Below are 21,828 nucleotides of genomic sequence, written 5' to 3' on the forward strand. Positions count from 1 at the left end.
ACCGTTAGCCTTGCGGCTTCACCACATCGGCAGGGCTGATTTCAAGCAGGTCGAGGGTGCGGCGCAACAGCTGCATCTCGCTCCCGGCAAGTTGCGAATCGGCCTTGGCGATCTCGGCCATATGGCGGGCGAGCAGCTTGCGCCGTTCGACATCGAGGTCGCGGAACTGCGCGATGGCCTGCGAGCCGTTGGTCTCGTAGCCGAATTCGTTGAGGTATTCGATGACGCTGTCGACGCTGGTTTCGGGAATGCCGAAGGCGTCCCGGCAGATACGCCTGAAGGCGGTCATTTCGCTTTCGCTGACCGAACCATCGGCCAGGATCATGCGGAACAGCATCAGTAGCTCCGCCGACAGCACCGGATCGTCCGCCACCTTGCGCACGCCGGGGTCGCCGTCGAAAATCGAGCGTATCTGGTCCAGCAATCCCATCGCCATCAGCCCCTTCCGATTCGTTCGGAAGGTAGCGCGGAATCGGCCTGGCGCAAACGGGGGTGCGCGTGCTGGAGCCGCATGTTTTCTCGCTGGAAAGCTGCCGGCCAATCCGGCAAGCCGCTGCGCTCATTGGTGTGTGACCGTGCGACTGATACTATGCCGCTGTACGAATCATGTTGAGGAGGGACGGACATGAATCTCAGTGCACCTACCCAGCTTATTTTTATCATATCCCTTGTCATCGCCATCATCGGCGTTCTCGCCGCGCTTGGCGTTCTTGCGTTTATCCCTTTGGCTTCTGTGTGGATTGTCGTCATCGCCTACATCGTGCTGGCCGCCGGCTGTCTGATGCGCGGCGCTTAAACACGTCCAGACAATTCGGAATCTCAGGCAACTCGGAGCGCCCGGCCAAAAGCCGGGCGCTTTTGATTCTGCAGGATGGTCTGTTAGAATTCCTGGACCAGGGAAAGCACAATGCCCACCAGCGAAGACGGCGGCCGCCACGACAGCCCGGAGCTCGATCAGTTCGAGATGGTGCGGCGCGCGCCGAGCCATCGGCTTCAGGGCGCCGTCACTGACATGTGCGGCTTTCGCGAAACCATGCCAAGCCATTTCCGCGCGATCGAATATGCCTCGCTGACCGTGCCGCTGGTCATCAGCTTTGCCGAACCCTTTGCCATCGGGCTCGGCAGGAACCCCAGCGACAATGACCGCTTCGCCAGTTTTGCCGCCGGCCTTTATGCCGGGCCGGTGGTGATCGAATCCTTCGGCGGCGCCTGCTGTGTGCAGATCAATTTCACTCCGCTCGGCGCTCGTCGCTTCTTCGGCCGCCCGATGAGCGAACTGACCGACCGCATGGTCGGCCTGGATGACGTGCTCGGCGTCGAAGGCATCGCGCTTCGCGAAAGGCTTGGCAATGCGCCGGATTGGAGCTCACGCTTTGCCATCGCCGAGGCCTTCGTCGGCGATCGGTTGGTAAGCGCAGACCGCACTCAGGCCGAAATGGTCTGGGCCTATGAGACGATCATCTCGACGCGTGGGCGGACCCGCATCTCGACGCTGGCCGAAAAGCTTGGCTGGAGTCGCAAGCATCTTACCGGAAAATTTTCGGACGCAGTCGGTACCGGCCCAAAAACGCTGTCGCGCATCGTCCGTTTCAACCATGCGCTTGGCCTGTCGAGACAGACCAACAGTGATTGGGCCGACATCGCCGCCGACTGCGGCTATGCCGACCAGGCGCATCTGGTGCGCGAGTTCCGCGACCTCGCAGGCGTCACGCCGACCACTGTCGCCGCGAGGTAACATTTCTTCAAGACGCGCAACCAGCCTTCGCCCAGACTGGGTTGATCGACCAACCCGCTGAAGGAGATCAGTCATGCCGAACATCACCGAACCACCGCGGCTTTACCCGGCGCTGCGCTACAGGAATGCCGGCAGGATGATCGATTGGCTGTGCGAGGCCTTCGGCTTTAGCGTTCGCGCCCGCTATGGCGAAGGCGACGTGGTGCACCATGCCGAACTCGCTTTCGGCTCCTCGATCATCATGCTCGGCACGGCGCGCGACGATGCCTATGGCAAGATGGTCGGCGCGCCCGGTTCGGGCGGCGGCAAGTCGATCTACGTTGCGGTCGCTGACGCAGATGCGGCATACGCGCGGGCAAAGACCGCCGGCGCCGAGATTCTGGAAGAACTCACCGACCGCGACTATGGCAGCCGTGAATTCATCTGCCGCGATCCGGAAGGCAATCTCTGGTCGTTCGGCACCTACTGGCCGAAGGCTGACGAGCCCGCCAGCTAACGCGCCAGCCCAAAAATCGCGTCGCAGTCGAGGTGGGTTTCCAGCTCGGCGGCGATCTCGTCCAGTGCCCGTTCGACCTCGGCGCCGTAGTCGATGCCGCCGCCCTTGACGCCGAGGCTTTCGAGGAATTTCGCCCGGAAGGCATCGGCGGAAAACAGCCCGTGCATATAGGTGCCCAGCACCTTGCCGTCGGCCGAGATAGCGCCGTCATCGACGCCGTTGATAACGGCGGACGGCCGCAGCGTGTCCGGACCGGTGGTGCGGCCGAGATGGATCTCGTAGGCCTCGAGCGGCAGATCGAATTGCACCGAGCGCGCGCTGACGTTGCGCACCGTCTTTTCCGGCTCCATCACCGTTTCGACGTCGAGCAGCCCGAGGCCTTGCGCCTCGGTAACGCTGCCCTCGATACCATCGGGATCGCGCACGACATGGCCGAGCATCTGGAAGCCGCCGCAGATGCCGACGATATGGCCACCGCGTTTCCTGTGCGCGGCAAGGTCGCGGTCCCAGCCGTTCTCGCGGAATTTCAGGAGATCGCCGATCGTCGACTTCGAGCCGGGAATGACCACCAGCCCTGCATCCTGCGGCAGGCGCTGGCCAGGCGGCACGAACACCACCTCGACCTGCGGTTCGGCCTTGAGCGGGTCGAGGTCGTCGAAATTGGCGATGCGCGAGAGCACCGGCACGGCGATCTTCAGCGCGCGCTTCTCGCCGGACGTCAGCCGTTCGAGCACGACGGAGTCTTCCGACGGCAGCCGCGCCGCCGCCTTCAGCCACGGCACCACGCCAAAGCAGCGCCAGCCGGTGAATTTTTCGATCGCCTCGATGCCATCGTCGAACAGCGAGACATCGCCGCGGAACTTGTTGATGAGATAGCCGACGATCATGCGCCGGTCCTCGTCCGGCAGGATCAGGTGGGTGCCGGCGACCGAGGCGATGACGCCGCCGCGATCGATATCGCCGACCAGGATCACCGGCACGCCGGCGCGCGTCGCAAAGCCCATATTGGCAATGTCGCGGCTCCTGAGGTTGATCTCGGCCGGCGATCCCGCGCCCTCGACAATGACCAGGTCCGCGCCCTCGCCGACCGTCGCCCAGGAGTCCAGCACCGCATCCATCAGCCGGCCCTTCAGCGCCTGATAGTCGCGCGCCCGCGCCTCGCCGAACACCTTGCCCTGCACCACGACTTGAGCGCCGACATCGGTCTGCGGCTTGAGGAGCACCGGGTTCATGTGGATGGTCGGCGGCACGCCGCAGGCGATCGCCTGCAGCCATTGGGCGCGGCCGATCTCACCGCCGCCTGAAACGCCTGGAATATCGGCGACAGCGGCGTTGTTCGACATGTTCTGCGGCTTGAACGGCCGCACTTTCAGCCCACGGTTCCTGGCCGCGCGGCACAGACCGGCAACGAGCACCGTCTTGCCGACATCCGAACCCGTGCCCTGCAGCATGATCGCCTTGGCCATATCAGTCCCTGCCCTGCGCAACAGTTCCGGTGATCGTCGACTTGGCTGCCAGTGGCCCGCCGCGCCAGAGATAGAGCGCCAGCAGCGGCTCCTTGCCGGTGCGCATGGCGTGGCTGACGCCAGAGGCATGGTGGATCACCTCGCCCGGCGCTCGAAGGCGAAAACCGCCATCGCCCATGCGCCATTCGGTGCCGCCGGTCAGCGGGATGTAGATCTCCTCCGCGACATGGTGGTGGTCGGGGTAGACGATGTCGGGTCCAAGGATCAGCAGGCCGGCCGCGACCTCTTCATTGACGAAATAGCCGCGCGTACCGAACACCTCAAGCCAGCCGTAATTGTCGATGAAAACCTTGCCGAAATCCGCTTCCCCATAGGTCTGGCCCCAGCGCAGATCGCCGCGACGCGCCGCAACCAGCCGCGCCAGCGGCTTGGCCGCAACGGGAGCGAGTTCGACGATACGGTCGAGCTGGACGAGACAAGGCAGTGCATGCGGTTCGAGCGGCCGGCTTGGCATATCCCAGCCGATCCGGGCCACGGCGTCGCGCACCAGCGCAGCATCGAACGTCGGGAGATAGGCATGGAAGCATCCAAGCAGTTCGTCGAATTTTGTCGTCACACTTTGCTCCAAAGCGCATTCGCGCACAGCGGCTGCGCAGACGGGTCGGGTTGCGCGGCGGCATCATTGGTCTAGATTGAACGGCGCGCAAAGCCAAAAACGACAGGCCAGCAGGCCGGAAACGTCAGGGAGCACGCCATGGACGCCGCTGTCGATGCTGGCACCAGCCAGTTCGAACTCAACGAGGACCAGCGCGCCATCCAGGAGATGGCCGAGGCCTTCGCCGCCGACCGTGTGGCGCCGAACGCACTCGACTGGGATCGCAACAAGTATTTCCCCGCCGACGTGATCCGCGAGACGGGCCCGCTCGGCCTTGGAGGCATATATGTCCGCGAGGATGTCGGCGGCTCGGGGCTCGGCCGGCTCGACGCCGTGCTGATCTTCGAGGCGCTTTCGCGGGCCGATCCGGCGTTTTCCGCCTTCATCTCTATCCACAATATGGCGGCATCTATGATCGACCGCTTCGGCAGCGACGAACAGCGCCGGCGCTTCCTGCCGAAGCTGACCTCAATGGAATGGCTGGCAAGCTATTGCCTGACCGAGCCCGGCTCGGGCTCGGATGCGGCGGCGCTGAAGACGCGCGCGGCAAAGAGCGGCGGCGACTATGTGCTGAACGGCGCCAAGCAGTTTATCTCCGGTGCCGGCGACAGCGACCTCTATGTCGTCATGGCGCGCACCGGCGCCGACGGGCCGAAAGGCATTTCCACCTTCGTCGTGCCGAACGATGCGCCGGGCCTTTCTTTCGGCGCCAACGAGCACAAGATGGGCTGGCACATGCAGTCGACGCGCCAGGTCGTCTTCGAGGACTGCAAGGTGCCGGCGGAAAACCTTCTGTCTGCAGAAGGCGCCGGCTTCGGCATCGCCATGGCCGGGCTCGACGGCGGCCGGTTGAACATCGCCGCCTGCTCACTCGGCGGCGCGCAATCGGCACTCGACAAGGCGCTCGCTTACACGGCCGAGCGCAAGGCTTTCGGCTCGAAGATCAACCAGTTCCAGGCGCTGCAGTTCAAGCTTGCAGACATGGAAACCGAATTGCAGGCAGCGCGCGTCTTCCTCTACACCGCCGCTTCGAAGCTCGACCGCAACACGCCGGATGCCTCAAAATGGTCGGCGATGGCGAAGCGCTTCGTCACCGACACCGGCTTCAATGTCGCCAACGACGCCCTGCAGCTGCACGGCGGCTATGGTTATCTGCACGATTACGGCATCGAGAAGCTGGTGCGCGACCTGCGTGTCCACCAGATCCTCGAAGGCACCAACGAGATCATGCGCGTCATCATCGCTCGCGCCCTGATCGGGCGGTAAGGCAGTAGGCAGTAGGCAGTAGGCAGTAGGCAGTAGGCAGTAGGCAGTAGGCAGAAAGATGACCGGCAAGATCAATTCGTACAAGGATCTTATCGTATGGCAGCAAGCGATGGATCTGGCCGTCACCACCTACTCCCTGACCAAGGCATGGCCAAAAGAGGAATTGTATGGGTTGACCAGCCAGATCCGCCGCTCAGCAACCTCTATTCCTGCAAACATCGCGGAAGGTTACGGCCGAGACAACAGAGGCTCCTATCAGCAATTTCTCAGGATTGCCCAGGGATCGCTGAAGGAGTTCGAGACACACCTCCAGATCGCTGAACGCATTGGCCTTGCTACGCATGATCAAGCTTATCACGTGCTTTTAGCGACCGAGGGCATTGGGAAAATGCTTCGCCAGCTTATTAACAAACTTGCGCCCGAATAGGTCGCTTACTGCCTACCGCCTACTGCCTACTGCCTACCCACACCACGGGAGCGCCAATATGACCACCATCGCCTTCATCGGCCTCGGCAATATGGGCAATCCGATGGCCGCCAACCTGGTCAAGGCCGGGTATGCCGTGCACGGGTTCGACCTGGTGCCGGAGAACCTCGTCATCGCCAGGGAACACGGCGCCGTCATCATGGCCAACGCCGTTGCAGCGGTGAAAGACGCCGATGCGGTCATCACCATGCTGCCAGCCGGTAAGCATGTTCTGACGGTTTACGCAGACATAGTGTCCAAGGCAAAAAAAGGCGCGCTGTTCATCGATTCCTCGACCATCGATGTCGAGTCGGCTCGAAAGGCCCATGCCATCGCCGCCAAGCACGGGTTGCTGTCGATCGACGCGCCGGTCTCCGGCGGCACGGGCGGTGCCGCGGCCGGCACGCTGACCTTCATGGCCGGCGGTTCGAAGGATGCCTTCGCCAAGGCCGAACCAATCCTCAAGCCGATGGCCGGCCGCATCGTTCATTGCGGCGACGACGGCGCCGGACAGGCGGCGAAGATCTGCAATAACATGATTTTGGGCATTTCGATGATCGGTGTTGCCGAGGCCTTCGTGCTGGCGGAAAAGCTCGGCCTGTCGCACCAGGCGCTGTTCGACGTCGCCTCGACCTCGTCCGGCCAGTGCTGGTCGCTGACCACCTATTGCCCGGTGCCCGGCCCGGTGCCGACATCGCCCGCCAACAATGGCTATAAGCCTGGCTTCGCGGCGGCACTGATGCTGAAGGACCTGAAACTGTCGCAGGAGGCCGCACAGAGCATCGGTGCAGCAACGCCGCTCGGCGCCGAGGCAGCTCAGCTCTATGCGCTGTTCAACGCACAAGGGAATGCCGGTGCCGATTTTTCCGGCATCATTAATTTCCTCCGTGGTAACCCGGCGTAAGCTCCAAGTTCACAGGTTTTCGATCTGCCCAAAGCGGAAAGTCGGCAAATTTAGGTTTGCTTAAGCTCTTGCTAACCCTGCAGTAACGATATGCGTTTAAAACGGATTGCGAGGCGGACATCCGCCCGGCGCTCCGGATCAGGTCTCGCGTACCGGAGCCCGCAAGTTTCGCCGTTAGTTTCGCAAGTGTATTGTTGGCGAAGCGCCATGCGTATCTGGCAAAGCCGCGTTCCCGATGGAGCGCGGTTTTTGCGTTTCGCTTCCTCGCTTGGCAAGCGCTCGGTCGATCGCCGGGCGCCCGACATGGAGCGCCCGGCGGTCGTTCACCGCTTGCGCAGATCTGCTTCGGCCAGATCGAGCGCCTTTGCGATACGATCGCAAGCCATGTCGATCGTCTCGCGCGTCCAGATCAGCGGCGGCGACAGGATCATCGTGTCGCCGGTGGCGCGTAGCATCATGCCCTGGGCAATTGCGTGGTCGCGAACGGTCACCGCCGCGTTGCCGGCCGGCAGGAAGCGCTCCTTGGTTGCCTTGTCCTTGACGATCTCGATCGCTCCCATCAGCCCGAACGAGCGCACCTCGCCGACCAGATCGTGCCCGCCGAGACGTTCCTGCAAAGCTCTGGCGAAGTAAGGCCCGGTGTCGTTCCTGACGCGCTCGACCAGCCCCTCGCGCTCGATGATCTCGAGGTTCTTCAGCGCCACCGCGCAGGCCACCGGGTGCCCGGCATAGGTGTAGCCGTGATAGAATTCGCCGCCCTTTTCGACCAGCGTCGCCGCGATGCGGTCGCCGACCAGGAGCGCCGACAGCGGCTGATAGCCAGAGGTCAGCGCCTTGGCCGTGGTGATGGTGTCGGGCTCGACATCGAAGGCTTGTGCCGCGAACCACTCGCCGGTGCGGCCGTAGCCGGTGATGACCTCGTCCAGCATCAGCAGGACGTCGTATTTGCGGCAGATGCGCTGCACTTCCGGCCAATAGCTCATCGGCGGGATCTTCACCCCGCCTGCCCCCATCACCGGTTCGCCGATGAAGGCGGCCACCTTGTCGGCGCCAGCTTCGAGGATCGCGTCCTCGACCGCTTTTGCCGCGCGCAGGCCGAAATCATGGTCGCTTTCGCCGGGCAGTGCGAGCTCATAGGCATAGGGCATCATTACATGGACGATGTTGGGCACGGCACCACCGAGCTGCTTGTGCATCAAATCCATGCCGCCGAGCGAGGCGCCGGCGATGGTCGAGCCGTGATAGCCCATCTTGCGCGAGATGATGCGGTTCTTCTCCGGTTTGCCTTCCAGCACCCAATAGTGACGGACCAGGCGCAGCGCCGTGTCGTTGGCCTCCGAACCCGACGAGCCGTAGAACACCTGGTTGATATGCCTTGGCGCGATCTCCGCCAGCTTTTTCGACAGCAGAACCGGCGTCGGCGTCGAGCATTTGAAGAAGGAGTTGTAGTAGGGCAATTCCTTCATCTGGGCGTAGGCGGCGTCGGCCAGCTCGTCGCGGCCATAGCCGACATTGACGCACCACAGCCCTGCCATGCCGTCGAGGATTTCCGTCCCTTCGGAATCGTAGATGAACGGCCCGTTGGCGCGAGTGATGATCCGCGAGCCGGTCTCGCGCATCTCTTTGTGGTCGGTGAACGGATGAAGGTGATGCGCGGCATCGATCTGCTGAAGCTGCTTCAGCGAATAATTCTGGTAGGTCATGTCTGATCTTTCCTCTTGAACCAATCCGGCAGCTTTTGCGCCGGGGCGGATTCGTCAGAGGACAGCGGGCGGCGAATAGCCGATGCGGGCGCACAGCCGCAACAGCTCGGCGCGAAGCGTGCGCGGCGACGGCGTCACCGCGACCCCAAATGCGCAACCCGATTTCGCCAGCCGAGCCATGCTTGTACCTTAGGCTGCCTCGAGCCCTCAGTTCAAGCCGTGCCGCTCAAGCGACGCCGGTCAATTGGTGCCAGTCAATTGGTGCCAGTCAGGGCCCGCTGCAGGAAGACATATTTCATCGCCGCCTGGACTGCTTGCGGCCGCCGATCGCCGCGTCCGCCATGGCCGCCCTCGGTCTCCTCGAAGAATAGCGTCTTGCCGTGGCCGGCCGCCTGCAGCCGTGCCGCCATTTTGCGCGCATGCCCGGGATGGACGCGATCGTCGGCGGTCGAGGTCGTCAGCAACACCGGCGGATAGGCTGCGTCCGTGTCTACATGCTGGTAGGGCGAATAGGCGGCGAGCCAGGCTGCCTCTTCCGGCTTCGCCGGATCGCCATACTCGGCCATCCATGACGCGCCGGGCGGCAGTTCGGTGTAGCGCAGCATATCGAGCAGCGGCACCTCGATGATCACGGCACCGAACAATTCCGGGTGCTGGGTCAGCGAGACGCCGGTCAGCAAGCCACCATTCGATCCGCCCTGGATGCCCAGCGTGGCGGGCGTAGCGATGCCGCGTTTGACCAGATCTTGCGCCACCGCGGCGAAATCGTCGAAGGCATTCTGGCGATTGGCCTTGAGCGCCGCCTGATGCCAGTTCGGCCCGAACTCGCCGCCGCCGCGGATGTTGGCCTGCACATAGGCATTGCCCTTCTCCAGCCACAGCCTGCCGCGCACGCCGGCATAGCCGGGCAGCAGCGGCACTTCGAAGCCGCCATATCCGTAAAGCAATGTCGGCACGGGTCCATGCAAGTCGCGCCTCCTGACGACGAAGTACGGGATCGTCGTGCCATCCTTCGAGCGCGCTTCGAACTGTTCGGAGACCAGCGACGACGCATCGAAACGCGCCGGCTGCGACTTCACCGTTGCCAGCCCCGCGGCGTTGTCGTCCGACCAGATGATCGAGCTCGGCGTCAGGAAATCGGTGAAGGAGAAGGAGACGCTGGAACCGAAATGCTCGGCATGGCTGATGCCGACATTGCCGTTTTCGGGCAAAGGCACGAGCTTGAACTCCCAGCCGCTGTCGCTGCGCTTGCCGGCGACGACCTTGCCGCGCACATTGTCCATCAAATTGATAAACAGCCGGTCCTGCGTGCGGGCAATACCGGCGATCGAGACACGGTGCGCCGGCTCGAGCACGGTATCGAGGGATCCGAATAGCCCGGTTTCGATCCAGCGCTCGAAATCGAGTGAATAGAGCCCGTCGGGCTTGCACAGCGTGCCGTCCGGCGCCGTCCATGGCGTACGCACGCCGAAGACAAACTGGCCCTTGAACAGTGCTGTATCGGTGACGTCGTCCGGCAGCGGGATGCGCCTGTTTTCGCCCGATGGCAGCCGCAGGAAACTGTGCGAGGCGAAGAAGTCGATGGTCCGGGCGAGGAAGACATGACGCTTGTTGCCGTCGAATTCGACGGACCCGCCGGCGGCAAGATCCTGCTTCAGCGCCTCGAAGATCGGCATCGCCGCTTCCAGTGGCGTGCCGCGCCGCCAAAGCTTGACCACGCGCGGATAACCGGACTGGGTCTTGTCGTCCTCCTCGAAGGCGGCGGAAACGATAACCGTGTCCTCGTCCAGCCAGCTAAAGCTCGACTTCGAAGCAGGAGCACGAAAGCCGCCATCGACGAAGGACCTGCTTTCGATATCGAATTCGCGCATCTCGCTGGCATCGCCGCCATCCGGCGACAGGCTGAGCAGGCAGCGGCTGAAGTCAGGATAAAGTCGGCTGGCGCCGCTGAACACCCATTTCACTCCCTCTTTCGCCGCCAGGCTGTCGAAGTCGATGATCGTCTGCCATTCCGGCTTGTCGGTCTTGTAGGATGCGACCGTGGTGCGCCGCCAGAGGCCGAGTACGTTCGTCCGGTCCTGCCAGAAATTATAGACATGGCCGTTGATAGCGGTCCCGACGGCGATGTTATCCTCGGCCGTCATCAGGTCGAGCGCCGTCTCGAACGACGTCTGATAGGACGGATCACCCTGCAGCTCCCCGACCGTGATCGCATTTTGGCGATGCACCCAGTCGAGCGCTTGCTTGCCCCTCCTGTCCTCCAGCCAGAGAAACGGGTCTTCGGCCGCCGAACCCGGCTGGCCCTTGGTATTCGATTTGGTCATGAGGTCTCCGGTTGAGTCGGGCGGCGGCATAGCCAAGATCGACATGGGGCCGCTTATATTCAAGTCGTTCGTCAGAAACGGCGGCTTTCTGGCATTCACGCCATCCGTCTTCGAATGACCGTTACAACTGCCAGCGCCAGGCAAATGGCACCGAGCGTCATTGGCAGGCCGCCGGCGCCAACAACATCCATGGCGCTGCCCGCCAGCGGCGGCACGGCTATGCCGCCGATGCCCCACATCAAAGAGAAGGCGGCATTGCCGGCGACCAGTGCCGAGCCGGTGAACCGCTCACCGAGCTCGATGATCGACATGGTGTAGATACCGTACGAAACCGCACCCCAGACGAAGACGCACGGCCAGATCAGCGGCGTCTCGATGAGAACCGGCAGCAGCGCGCATCCCAGCACCGTCATCGAAACACAGATGAACCGCACCAGCCGCGCCGTCAGTCGTTCCGCCAACAGGCCGAGCGGCACCTGCATAGCGATATTGCCGGCGATCATCACTGACAGCAGCGCCGACATGCGCGCTTCCGCAATGCCATAATGTGTTCCGTAGACCGGCAGCAAGGCGAGCACCGCCTGTTCGAAACCGGCGGCCACGATCACCGCCGATAACAGCAGCCACGCCTGCGGCACGAACCCCAGCACCGAAACCCGGTGCCCACTCTCGTCGACCTTGGGCAGCCGTGCCAGCACCGAGGCGAGGCAGGCGCCGCAAAACAGGAATGCGCCGATGCCGACCAGAAACGGCGGCCATCCCACGGTGCCGACCGCAAGCAGGCACAGCGGCCCCGCCGCAAAGCCCGCCGAAATGATGGTCGAATAGATGCCCATGACGCGGCCGCGGCGTGCCGGCGGGGCCAGTGCGATCACCCAGACTTCGCTCAGCACGTAGAGCGGGTTGGTGACGGCGCCGATCAAAAAACGCAGCGGAAACCACAGATAGACATTTTGGGTCCAGCCGATCAGCGCCAGCACCAGCGCGGAAAGTGCCGCGCAAGTAAGCGCGGTGCGCCCTGCCCCGAAACGCCGCGCCAGCGCCGGAACCAGCGGCGACGAGACGATGAAGCCGATCGGCGTCATTGCCGCCGACAGGCCGATTATGGCCGGCGAGACGCCCTGGCGCTGCAGGATGAAGCTCAACAGCGGATAGCTCAGCCCTTGCGCGATGGCGAACACCGAGACGGTGGCGATCACGCCGGTGATCGCCGCCCATTGCCCTATTTCGCCGCTGCTTTGTTCCGCCCGGTCCATGATGCGGGATTTAGCGTTTCGGTTCCGTCCCGGTAAGCACCGGCAACGAAAACCGCTTGCGCCAACCGGAACGCGATCAAGAGGCTGGCGATCCCGCCGGCTGCCCCCAGGGCATGTCGCTTCCCTCGCCCTAGTGGTCGCCGCCTCCGCAATGGCCGGACGGCGGGCGGTCCATTATGCCGCCGCATTGCCGCAGCGTACGAGGACTATCATGACCGCCGCCCTTCAGCCCGCCGAACCGGCACTGGCAAACGACCGCGCCCGTCGCGGCGGCCGCGCGGGGAAGCGTGCGGGCGGATCGACGGCGTTTGAGCAGCCGCCGTTTCGGCAGTTGAAGAACCCGCTGACGCCGACCCGGCTGGTTTCCGACGACGAGCTGGAATCAATTCACCTCGCCTCTCTGCGCGTGCTGCGGGAAATCGGCGTCGATGTGCTGCATGACGAAGCCCGGCGCATCATGAAGGCGCATGGTGCCGATGTCCGCGAGGGCAGTGAGCGGGTGCGCTTCGACAGCGACATGATCCTGGAACTGGTTGCCCATTGCCCGCCGGAATTCACCATCCACGCCCGCAACCCGGCGCACAATGTGCGCTTTGGTGGCGATAATCTGATCATCTCGATGATGGCGTCGGCACCCAATTGCTCAGACGTCGACCGCGGCCGCCGGCCAGGCAACCAGCAGGACTACCGCAACTTCCTCAAGCTTGCGCAGATGCACAACATATTGAACTGCACGGGCGGCTACCCGGTCGAGCCGATCGACATCCATCCGTCCGTGCGCCACCTCGAATGCATCCGAGACCTCGCCACGCTGACCGACAAGATGTTCCACATCTATTCGCTCGGTAAGGAGCGCAACGTCGACGGCATCGAGATCACCAGGATCGCGCGCGGCATCAGCCATGAGCAGTTGCTCGCAGAGCCGTCGGTATTCACCATCATCAACACCAATTCGCCGCTCAAGCTCGACGTGCCGATGATGGAAGGTATCATCCAGATGTCGAGCAAGGGCCAGGTGGTCATCGTGACGCCCTTCACCCTGTCGGGCGCCATGGCGCCGGTGACGATTGCCGGCGCGCTGGTGCAACAGAATGCCGAGGCGCTGTCCGGCATCGCCTTTGCGCAGATGGTGCGCAAGGGCGCGCCTGTCGGCTACGGCGGCTTCACCTCGAATGTCGATATGAAGTCCGGCGCGCCGGCCTTCGGCACGCCGGAATATATGAAGGCGCAGCTGGTCGGCGGGCAGCTCGCCCGCCGCTACAACATCCCCTACCGCACCTCCAACACCTGCGCCGCTAACACGGTCGACGCGCAAGCCGCCTATGAAAGCGTGTTCTCGCTGTGGGGCGCCATTCAGGGTGGCGGCAATCTGATGATGCATGCAGCCGGCTGGCTCGAAGGCGGCCTGCGCTGTTCCTACGAAAAGACCATCCTCGATATAGACCTGTTGCAGATGGTCGCCGAGTTCCTGACGCCGCTCGATCTTTCCGAGGAAGCGCTCGGTTTCGACGCCATCCAGTCGGTCGGCCCCGGCGGCCATTTCTTCGGCACCCAGCACACGCAGGACCGCTACAAGACCGCGTTTTACGCGCCAATCATTTCCGACTGGCGCAATTTCGAGAGTTGGGTTGAGGCCGGATCGCCGACCGCACTCGAAAAGGCCAATCGCGTGTGGAAGGAACGGCTGGCGTCCTATGAAGAGCCTTATATGGACCCGGCAATCCGCGAGGAGCTCAACGCTTTCGTCGACAAGCGCCGGGCCGAAGGCGGCGCGCCGACCGATTTCTGATCATCTGATGAGTAGTCGACCCCTACTCCGTCTTGATGGCAGGCTGGCCGAAAACATCCGCTTTGTTTTCGCCCCCGCTCACTCGATTCAATCTCTCCAAAAACGGAACTATCTTCATGAAATCTCATGCAAAAGCGGTTGTCATCGGCGGCGGGGTCGTTGGCTGCTCGGTGCTCTATCATCTGGCCAAGGCTGGCTGGACCGACATCCTGCTGATCGAGCGTTCGGAGCTCACCTCCGGCTCGTCCTGGCATGCGGCGGGCGGCTTCCATACGCTGAATGGCGATCCCAACGTCGCCAAGCTGCAGGCCTATACGGTGCAGCTTTACAAGGAGATCGAGGAGATTTCCGGCCAATCTTGCTCGCTGCACCTGACCGGCGGCGTGATGATGGCCGACACGCCCGAGCGCATGGACTTCTTGCGGCTCGCCCACGCCAAGGGCCGCTATCTCGGCATGGATACCGAACTGATCACGCCGTCCGAAGCCAAGGCGATGTTCCCGCTGATGGACGAGACGAATTTCGTCGGCGCCATGTGGGATCCGGTCGAGGGCCATCTCGATCCTTCCGGCACCACCCACGCCTATGCCAAGGCCGCCAGGAAGCTGGGCGCCGAGATTGTGCTCCGCAACCGCGTCGTCGAACTGACGCAGGAGGTCGACGGCACCTGGAACGTCGTCACCGAGCAAGGCACGGTCAAAGCCGAGCATGTCGTCAACTGCGGCGGCCTGTGGGCGCGCGAGATCGGTCGCATGGTCGGCGTCGAACTGCCGGTGCTGGCCATGGAGCACATGTATCTCCTGACCGAGCCGATGCCGGAGGTCGAGGAATTCAACAAGTCGACCGGCCGCGAGATGATCGGCGTGCTCGATTTCAAGGGCGAGATCTATACCCGCCAGGAGCGCAACGGTATCCTGCTCGGCACCTATGAAAAGGCTTGCAAGCCGTGGTCGCCGGTCAACACGCCGTGGGATTTCGGCCACGAGCTGCTGCAGCCCGACATCGACCGCATCGCGCCGTCGCTCGAGATCGGCTTCAAGCATTTCCCCGGCATCGAGAAGGCCGGCATCAAGCAGATCATCAATGGTCCCTTCACCTTCGCGCTGGACGGCAACCCGCTGGTCGGCCCGGTGCAGGGCCTGACCAATTTCTGGTGCGCCTGCGCCGTCATGGCCGGCTTCAGCCAGGGTGGCGGCGTCGGTCTCGCACTGTCCAACTGGATGGTCCATGGCGATCCGGGCTTCGACGTCTGGGGCATGGACGTGGCCCGCTTCGGCGAATGGGCAACGCTGCGCTACACCAACGCAAAGGTGCGCGAAAACTATTCGCGCCGTTTCTCCATCCGCTTTCCCAACGAGGAATTGCCGGCGGCAAGACCAGCGCAGACGACCCCGCTTTACGACACGATGCTCGCCAACAACGCCGTCATGGGCGATAGCTGGGGGCTCGAAACCCCGCTCTGGTTCGCGCCGAAAGGCTCTGAGCCGAAGGACATCGTGTCCTTCCACCGTTCCAATGATTTTGGCCCGATCGGCGAGGAAGTGCGAGCCACCCGCGAGAGGGTCGGCGTCACCGAGATCGCCAACTTCGCCAAATACGAAGTCTCCGGACCAGGGGCCGAGGATTTCCTCAACCGGCTGATGACCAATCGCATGCCAAAGACCGGCCGCATCGTGCTGACGCCGATGCTGAACGAGTTCGGCCGGCTGATCGGCGACTTCACCATCGCCAAGGCGGGCGAAGAACGCTTCATGATCTGGGGTTCTTCGGCAGCGCAGAAATACCACATGCGCTGGTTCGAGAAGCATCTGCCCAAGGACGGCCCAAGGGCGTCAGAGGTGCGCATCCACCGCTTCGACCAGACGCTGGTCGGCCTCTCCATCGCCGGGCCGAAATCGCGTGACCTGCTGCAGAAACTGGTCGATGTCGACATCTCGACCAAGGCCTTCCGCTTCATGGATTTCCGCGAGATGGCGGTCGGCGGCGCGCCCTGCATGGTCAACCGCATCACCTACACCGGCGACCTCGGCTATGAGATCTGGATGGCGCCCGCCTACCAGCGCCTGGTCTACAAGGCGATCAAGGAGGCTGGCGAAGAGTTTGGCCTTATCGATTTCGGCATGCGGGCTTTGCTCTCGATGCGCCTTGAGAAGAACTTCCCGACCTGGTTCCGCGAGCTACGTCCAATCTACGGACCATTCGAAGGCTCGATGGACCGCTTCATCAAGCTGGAGAAGAACGATTTCATCGGCCGGGAGGCGGCAGCCAGGGAACAGGCGGCAGGGCCGAAGCTGCGCCGCGTTTCCTTCATCGTCGATGCCGCGGATGCCGACGTCATGGGCGACGAGCCGATCTGGGCCAAAGTCGGCGGCAAGGATTACGGCACGGTGGAAAAGCCGCATGGCTACGGTGCACCGCGCTTCGACGCGGGCGGCAAGGAAGTGCGCGGCTCGAGCGCCGCCGAAGGCGCGTCTGCCGTGCGCGGCATTGTCGACGGCGACTGGCGCGTGGTCGGCTGGGTCACCTCCGGCGGCTATGCGCATTATGTCGAGAAGTCGATGGCGCAAGGCTATGTACCGGCAGCGCTTGCCGAGAACGAGAGCGCCGGCCTGTTCGAGATCGAAATCCTTGGCCACCGGCGTCCCGCACGCATCAATGTCGAACCGCCGTTCGATCCGAGCGGCGAAAAGATGAGGACGTAGGCGCAGCCAGCCGGTCGCATTGTGCGGAGCATGCTCTTCATGCTAGCGCAGCCGGCAACACTCTGCTGGCAAGGGCGATGAGATTTCATTGAAGTACAATCTGAGATGGGCCGAGTGGCTGGCCGAGGGACGGATCGGCCCGTTCCCGGCGGCGATCGTCATGGTCGCGGCTTACTTCGCCTTGCAGACCATCATACTGTCCCTGTTGAGCTCTTGGGCGGGAACCGGCGTCGGCATCGATGATGCGGAGCAGCTGATCTATATACCGTATCTCTGGGCTGGATATGGCGGCTCGCAACCACCCCTCTACACCTGGATCAACTGGCTGGCCGCGCATGTTTTCGGCACCAGTATCTTCACGCTGAAGCTCGTCAAATACTCCGTGCTGTTCCTCGCCGCCTGCAGCGTGTTCGCCGCCATGCGGCGGTTTGGCTACACCAAAGCGACAGCGGCGGCGGCCATGTTCGGCCTGTTTACGATCCCGCAGATCGTCTGGGAATCGCAGCGCGCCTTGTCGCATTCCGTCGCCGTCGTCGCCTTCTGCTCGCTGCTCCTGCTTGCCATGGCCTATCTTCTCGAGCGGCGAAGCATGGTCGCCTATGCGGCGTTTGGCTTGGCCACGGCGGCCGCAATTCTTGCCAAATATAATGATGTCTTCCTCGTGGTGGCCCTTGTTGCTGCAGTGCTGTCGCTGCGCGAATGGCGCAGCGTAATCCTCGATCCGAAGTTCGCCATCAGCATAGCGGTCGCGATACTGGTGCTGGCGCCAACCACCTATTGGAGCCTCATGCATCCCGCCGATTTATTGTCGAGAGGCGAGAAGTTCGGAATAGACTCGCAACGAGGGCGCATGGCGGCGGCTTTTGTCGGTGCCGGCAAGTTTATCATGGGAACCTTCAATTTCGCGGTCTTGCCGGTGCTCGTTTCCGCGCTGGCTTTCGGGCTGGCCGGGTTTCGTTTCTCCGAGTGGCACCCGAAAGGTCCGCCTCGGGAAATTCTGTTGCGGCGTACCTTGGCGCTCGGCCTGGCCATGCTTGCAATACTGGTACTGGCTACCGGCGTGACGGTGGTCAAAGACCGTTGGCTGCTACCGGTCCTGTTCATGTTGCCGCTGGCCATCGTCGCCACTATGGAACGGCTGGCACCGCACGGCAGGAATGCGCAGCTCCTGGTAATCGCGGCTGGAGCGATCATCGCCGTGCTCCTAGCGCCCGCCACCTGGTACGTCCAGATAAACGGGACCAGTGGTCTGTCGCGGATGATCCGCGTGGATTACCCCGCCCTCTATCGCCAACTGACTGCGGACGGACCGGTCAAAACCGCAATATCTGATGGTGCATGGGTCGGAAACCTGCGGCTGGTCGACGAAAAACTGGTCGCACTTGACCAGGAAGTGCCTAATTTCGAAATGCTGATGCAGGAGCCGGCCGTACTCGTCTGGCTTGACCGCGACGATCCACGTCCGGTCATTTTGGAGCAGCTCAAAGCGGCCGGCTATGAGCCGGACGGCCAGCCGCGGCAAATGATGGTTCCGCTGTTGCGTGGCACCGACAAAGCCACCCGGCCCGGCGCCTATGTAAGATTGAAGAGAATGCCGGTGGGAGGAGCCACGGCGCCAAAAGAAGGCGTTAGCGGAGGAGCCGACGGTGGACAGGAACCCGACTGACCGGCCCCGTCATCACCGCAAGATCATGCCGTTCGAGCCGGACGGCTCGAACGATGTGCTGCGCAAAAAATCGCGGCTGAAGGCCGCTGAACTCAACCAGCATGCGCTGGGCTATGGAGCGCTGGCGGAAACCGAATGGCAGGCGGCGGGAATTGCTGCTCCTGACCTGCCCGCCATGCGCCGATACCGGCTCGAGCGCATCCGCGCCGAGCTGAAGCGCCGCGACTATGCGGGAGCCTTGCTCTACGATCCGGTCAACATCCGCTATGCGACGGATGCGACCAACATGCAGCTCTGGGTCGCACACAATCGGACCAGGCATTGTTTCGTCGCCACCGATGGCCCGGTGGTGCTGTTCGACTATTTCTCCTGCGAGCACCTTTCCGATCATTCCGGGGTCGTCGACGAGGTGCGGCCGGCAGTGTCGTGGGCTTATCTGTACAGCGGCGAGCTGACCGGTCAAAAAGTCCGCCGCTGGGCAGCCGGCATTGCCGAGCTGGTATTGGAACACGGCGGCGGCAATCGCCGTATCGCGATCGACCACATCAATCCCGAGGGCATCGAAGAGCTCGCCCGTCTCGGCATTTCGACCGGCAATGGCGAGGCGGTGATGGAAAATGCGCGGCTGATCAAATCGCCCGACGAGATCCTTGCCATGCGCCGGGCGATCGTCGCTTGCGAGGCAGCGATGAGTGAGATGGAGCAGGCGCTGAGGCCTGGCATCTCGGAGAATGAATTGTGGGCCGAACTCCATCGTGGCAACATCGCGCGCGGCGGCGAATGGATCGAAACCCGGCTCCTGTCGTCAGGTCCGCGCACCAATCCATGGTTTCAGGAGTGTTCGTCGCGGACGATCGAGGCCCGCGAGCTCGTCGCTTTCGACACCGACCTGATCGGTCCTTACGGCTTCTGCGCCGACCTTTCGCGCACTTGGCTTTGCGCTGACGCGCCGCCCTCGCAGGAGCAGCGCGACCTGTTCCGAATCGCCGCCGACCAGATCGCCCACAACACGGAGCTGATGCGGCCGGGCGTATCGTTCCGCGACCTCGTCGAGCGCTCGTCAGTGCCGCCCGGGGACTGCTTCCCGGCCCGTTATGGGGTGCTCTATCACGGCGTCGGTCTTGCCGACGAATACCCGACCTTGCCGCATGCTAGCGACTGGACCGACGACACACCCGACGGAGTGCTCGAACCTGGCATGGTGCTGTGCGTCGAGAGCTATATCGGCCGGCTTGGCGGCTACGAAGGCGTCAAGATCGAGGAACAGATCCTGATCACCGAAACCGGCAATGAGAAGCTTTCGACCTACCCGCTCGACAATCGGCTGCTTGGCGGCTGAGCGACGCTAATGCATGTCGCGTAAAAGCATGCCCCCGGGCTTGACCCGAGGGTGTGCAGCGGTTCTGCGATAACGACATGCATAAACAGGAATCTAAAGTGCTCGCATGAGGCCGACCGAACGCGACGCGGTTATGTGAGCGCTGCGATCGCCTCGCGCATCGTGGTGACGATCGTTTCCGGCGTTGTCCTTGCCGTGATGAACGGCAAGCCTTTGCGACGCCTTGTCCAGCCGACCACCGTCACCTTCTGGGCCGCAGGCTCGAAACGCTGCGCCAGCGCCCAGCTCTCGCAGTCGATCGCCGCGACGTCGGCCCTGCCCTCGGCAACAGCAACGATCGAAGCACGGTGCCCACAGCTTTCGCTCAACGCGGAAAAGATGTCCAGACTCTCGCCCAATGCTTGCAGGTCGCGAGTTGGCGCGATGATGCCCGACATGGAATCCAAGCTGTTAAAGGTGAAACGCTGGCCGCGCAGCAGATCGAGCGGAATGACGGCACCGCCGTCGGCCGGCGACCTTGCCTGCGGTGCCTCGCCCGCTCTCATGATGATGGCGCTCGAATAGAGTTCGCCCTGTCCACCCTCGAAGGCATCGTAACGCGGCTGACCGACGAGCTGGACACGTTGCGACAGGCCGAGTTCCATCGGTCCCCAACAGGCTTGCGCAAGGAGGAGCGCCGGGTGCAGCCAGAGCCGGTGAAAATCCAGCTCGTCCGGCGGCAATGTCGCCGGATCTGGCGCGACGGGTTTTCCCTGATCGTCTCGGATACCGCCAGGCACTGGAGGCAAATCGCCATTGCGGCGGATGATCGTCTCCGGCGCATCGATGCCTCTTTGTCTGAAAGTGTCGCGCAACCGCGCCCATTGCGCGTCGACCTCGTCCCGCGCTTCCGGCCAGTCATACATCGGCAAAGCCGCAATGAATTCGCTCATGTCGGGGATTTGACCGTTATGCGGGAAGTTGACAAGTTCAGGAAAGCGTCGTCCGCGCGGAACCGCCTGCAACAACGCAAAATTCACTCTTTCGGCGGCTCGGCGGGTACCGGTGCGCTGCCAAGCCCATTGAGGCTGCGTGCCCTGACACGCGGCTTGAATGCGCGTCCCGGTTCCGGCATGCGCCGCAGCACGGGATGGACGACCGGCTCCTTCGCCTTGAAGGCATAGGCCTTGAGCAACGCGAAATAGTTCGGATAGGCGTAGCCATTGTTCATCCGCAGCCACTCGTCGCGGCGGTCGCGAAACAGTTTCGGCAGCCTGTACCAGGCCACCGTCGGGCTCTTATGATGGACGAAATGTAGATTGTTGTTGAGGAACAGGAAGGACAGCGGCGAGCGCTCGACGATGATCGTGCGGCCTTCCGGATGTTCCGACCATTGGTGCTCGGCGTAGGTGCGGATCGAAATCAGCGATTGTCCCAGCCATACCGGCACCAGAACGTAAAGCCACAATGGCATGCCGAAGCCGAACTGCACGATGGGCAGCACGATGGCGAGGCCGATAGCGTGCAGCAGCCAAGCCTTGCGGACGACCTTGTCGCCCGCGGCAACCTGCCTGGCGTCGTCGATGAAGAAGCCTATGCAGGACAGCCAAGGGCCCAGCACGAAACGGCCGAGCATTGTGTTGTTGATCTTCAGCAGGAATTTCATCGCCGACGGCAGGCCCTCGTGCTGCCAGAGCGCCTTGTAATAGCTTTCGGGATCGTCGAGCGGATCGGTCAGGCGCTCGTCTGCATGGTGGCGCAGGTGAATGGTCTTGAACCGGCGAAACGGCCAGACAAGGCCAATCGGCAGGAACACAAACGCTTCGTTGAGCCGCGCGTTCCGGGTTGGGTGGCCGTGCAGGACCTCGTGCATCAGCGAGGATTGCAGCGTCGCAATCAGGGTCAGAAAGGCGAGAGCCAGCAGCGGGTAGGATGGCCAGAGCAGAAAGCCGGCAGCGAGCCAGCCGCCGTAGCAGAGAAGTGCGAGAAATACGGTCGGCCATTCGATGGCTGCCGCGCCGTGTCGCCTATTGCCCATGCTCGTCATGCTATCGACCACTGCCTTCCAGTCGCCGGAACCCG

General features: G+C 62.9%; 18 protein-coding genes. 10 read left to right on the forward strand and 8 right to left on the reverse strand.

Annotation, left to right across the window (positions count from 1 at the left end; all coding sequences use genetic code 11):
* Positions 1-4 precede the first annotated feature (4 nt).
* Positions 5-436 carry a tellurite resistance TerB family protein gene (locus NKH42_RS17190; protein ID WP_352505767.1) on the reverse strand — a complete coding sequence of 144 codons (432 nt, stop codon included), beginning with the start codon at positions 434-436 and terminating at the stop codon, positions 5-7.
* Positions 437-625: 189 nt separating this feature from the next.
* Here NKH42_RS17190 and NKH42_RS17195 point away from each other — a divergent pair, with 189 nt between their 5' ends.
* The 3 genes from NKH42_RS17195 to NKH42_RS17205 all read left to right on the forward strand — a co-directional run bounded on the left by NKH42_RS17195 (position 626) and on the right by NKH42_RS17205 (position 2,231).
* Positions 626-796 (forward strand): hypothetical protein, encoded by a 171-nt coding sequence (locus NKH42_RS17195; RefSeq protein ID WP_254818195.1) that lies wholly within the window; start codon positions 626-628, stop codon positions 794-796.
* Positions 797-907: 111 nt separating this feature from the next.
* Positions 908-1,735, forward strand: a complete 828-nt coding sequence (locus NKH42_RS17200; RefSeq protein WP_352505766.1) for a helix-turn-helix domain-containing protein — start codon at positions 908-910, stop codon at positions 1,733-1,735.
* Between the two features lie 73 nt (positions 1,736-1,808).
* On the forward strand, positions 1,809-2,231 hold the full coding sequence (locus tag NKH42_RS17205; protein WP_352505765.1) for a VOC family protein: 423 nt from the start codon (positions 1,809-1,811) through the stop codon (positions 2,229-2,231).
* Here NKH42_RS17205 and NKH42_RS17210 read toward each other — a convergent pair.
* Positions 2,228-3,697, reverse strand: a complete 1,470-nt coding sequence (locus NKH42_RS17210; RefSeq protein WP_352505764.1) for a cobyric acid synthase — start codon at positions 3,695-3,697, stop codon at positions 2,228-2,230. The two genes, NKH42_RS17205 and NKH42_RS17210, sit on opposite strands and share 4 nt — an antisense overlap.
* 1 nt (position 3,698) lies before the next feature.
* Positions 3,699-4,313 (reverse strand): dimethylsulfonioproprionate lyase family protein, encoded by a 615-nt coding sequence (locus NKH42_RS17215; protein ID WP_352751344.1) that lies wholly within the window; start codon positions 4,311-4,313, stop codon positions 3,699-3,701.
* Positions 4,314-4,451: 138 nt separating this feature from the next.
* Between NKH42_RS17215 and NKH42_RS17220 the strand changes: the two genes are divergently transcribed.
* From NKH42_RS17220 to mmsB, 3 genes are read left to right on the forward strand one after another with little or no spacing between them, the layout of a single operon-like run.
* Complete coding sequence (locus NKH42_RS17220; RefSeq protein ID WP_352505762.1) at positions 4,452-5,618, forward strand: isobutyryl-CoA dehydrogenase; 1,167 nt, start codon at positions 4,452-4,454, stop codon at positions 5,616-5,618.
* Between the two features lie 58 nt (positions 5,619-5,676).
* A complete protein-coding gene (locus NKH42_RS17225) occupies positions 5,677-6,045 on the forward strand; it encodes a four helix bundle protein (protein ID WP_254818189.1) in 369 nt (122 codons plus the stop codon).
* 58 nt (positions 6,046-6,103) lie between these two features.
* Entirely contained in the window at positions 6,104-6,988 is an 885-nt protein-coding gene (gene mmsB, locus NKH42_RS17230; RefSeq protein WP_352505761.1) for a 3-hydroxyisobutyrate dehydrogenase, read from the forward strand.
* A gap of 323 nt (positions 6,989-7,311) precedes the next feature.
* On the opposite strand, the gene NKH42_RS17235 is transcribed toward mmsB, so the two are convergent.
* The 3 genes from NKH42_RS17235 to NKH42_RS17245 all read right to left on the reverse strand — a co-directional run bounded on the left by NKH42_RS17235 (position 7,312) and on the right by NKH42_RS17245 (position 12,274).
* Positions 7,312-8,691, reverse strand: coding sequence for an aspartate aminotransferase family protein (locus tag NKH42_RS17235; RefSeq protein WP_352753450.1), 1,380 nt, complete (start codon positions 8,689-8,691; stop codon positions 7,312-7,314).
* A 254-nt stretch (positions 8,692-8,945) separates the two neighbouring features.
* Positions 8,946-11,015 (reverse strand): prolyl oligopeptidase family serine peptidase, encoded by a 2,070-nt coding sequence (locus tag NKH42_RS17240; protein ID WP_352751347.1) that lies wholly within the window; start codon positions 11,013-11,015, stop codon positions 8,946-8,948.
* A gap of 95 nt (positions 11,016-11,110) precedes the next feature.
* Positions 11,111-12,274 carry an MFS transporter gene (locus NKH42_RS17245; protein ID WP_502896054.1) on the reverse strand — a complete coding sequence of 388 codons (1,164 nt, stop codon included), beginning with the start codon at positions 12,272-12,274 and terminating at the stop codon, positions 11,111-11,113.
* A 208-nt stretch (positions 12,275-12,482) separates the two neighbouring features.
* Here NKH42_RS17245 and NKH42_RS17250 point away from each other — a divergent pair, with 208 nt between their 5' ends.
* The 4 genes from NKH42_RS17250 to NKH42_RS17265 all read left to right on the forward strand — a co-directional run bounded on the left by NKH42_RS17250 (position 12,483) and on the right by NKH42_RS17265 (position 19,767).
* Positions 12,483-14,060: a trimethylamine methyltransferase family protein gene (locus tag NKH42_RS17250; protein WP_254818184.1), complete on the forward strand. Its 1,578-nt coding sequence runs from the start codon at positions 12,483-12,485 to the stop codon at positions 14,058-14,060.
* A gap of 116 nt (positions 14,061-14,176) precedes the next feature.
* Positions 14,177-16,762 (forward strand): GcvT family protein, encoded by a 2,586-nt coding sequence (locus NKH42_RS17255; RefSeq protein ID WP_352751349.1) that lies wholly within the window; start codon positions 14,177-14,179, stop codon positions 16,760-16,762.
* Positions 16,763-16,850: 88 nt separating this feature from the next.
* Positions 16,851-18,428, forward strand: coding sequence for an ArnT family glycosyltransferase (locus tag NKH42_RS17260; protein ID WP_352751351.1), 1,578 nt, complete (start codon positions 16,851-16,853; stop codon positions 18,426-18,428).
* Between the two features lie 25 nt (positions 18,429-18,453).
* A complete protein-coding gene (locus tag NKH42_RS17265) occupies positions 18,454-19,767 on the forward strand; it encodes a M24 family metallopeptidase (protein WP_352751386.1) in 1,314 nt (437 codons plus the stop codon).
* 131 nt (positions 19,768-19,898) lie between these two features.
* Here the strand turns inward: NKH42_RS17265 and NKH42_RS17270 are convergent, their stop codons facing one another.
* Positions 19,899-20,699 carry a phosphate/phosphite/phosphonate ABC transporter substrate-binding protein gene (locus tag NKH42_RS17270; RefSeq protein ID WP_352751353.1) on the reverse strand — a complete coding sequence of 267 codons (801 nt, stop codon included), beginning with the start codon at positions 20,697-20,699 and terminating at the stop codon, positions 19,899-19,901.
* 83 nt (positions 20,700-20,782) lie between these two features.
* Positions 20,783-21,793, reverse strand: a complete 1,011-nt coding sequence (locus NKH42_RS17275) for a fatty acid desaturase (RefSeq protein ID WP_352737204.1) — start codon at positions 21,791-21,793, stop codon at positions 20,783-20,785.
* Positions 21,794-21,828: the final 35 nt, after the last annotated feature.

Origin of the sequence: Mesorhizobium sp. M1142, assembly GCF_040318565.1 — a bacterium.
GTDB lineage: Bacteria > Pseudomonadota > Alphaproteobacteria > Rhizobiales > Rhizobiaceae > Mesorhizobium.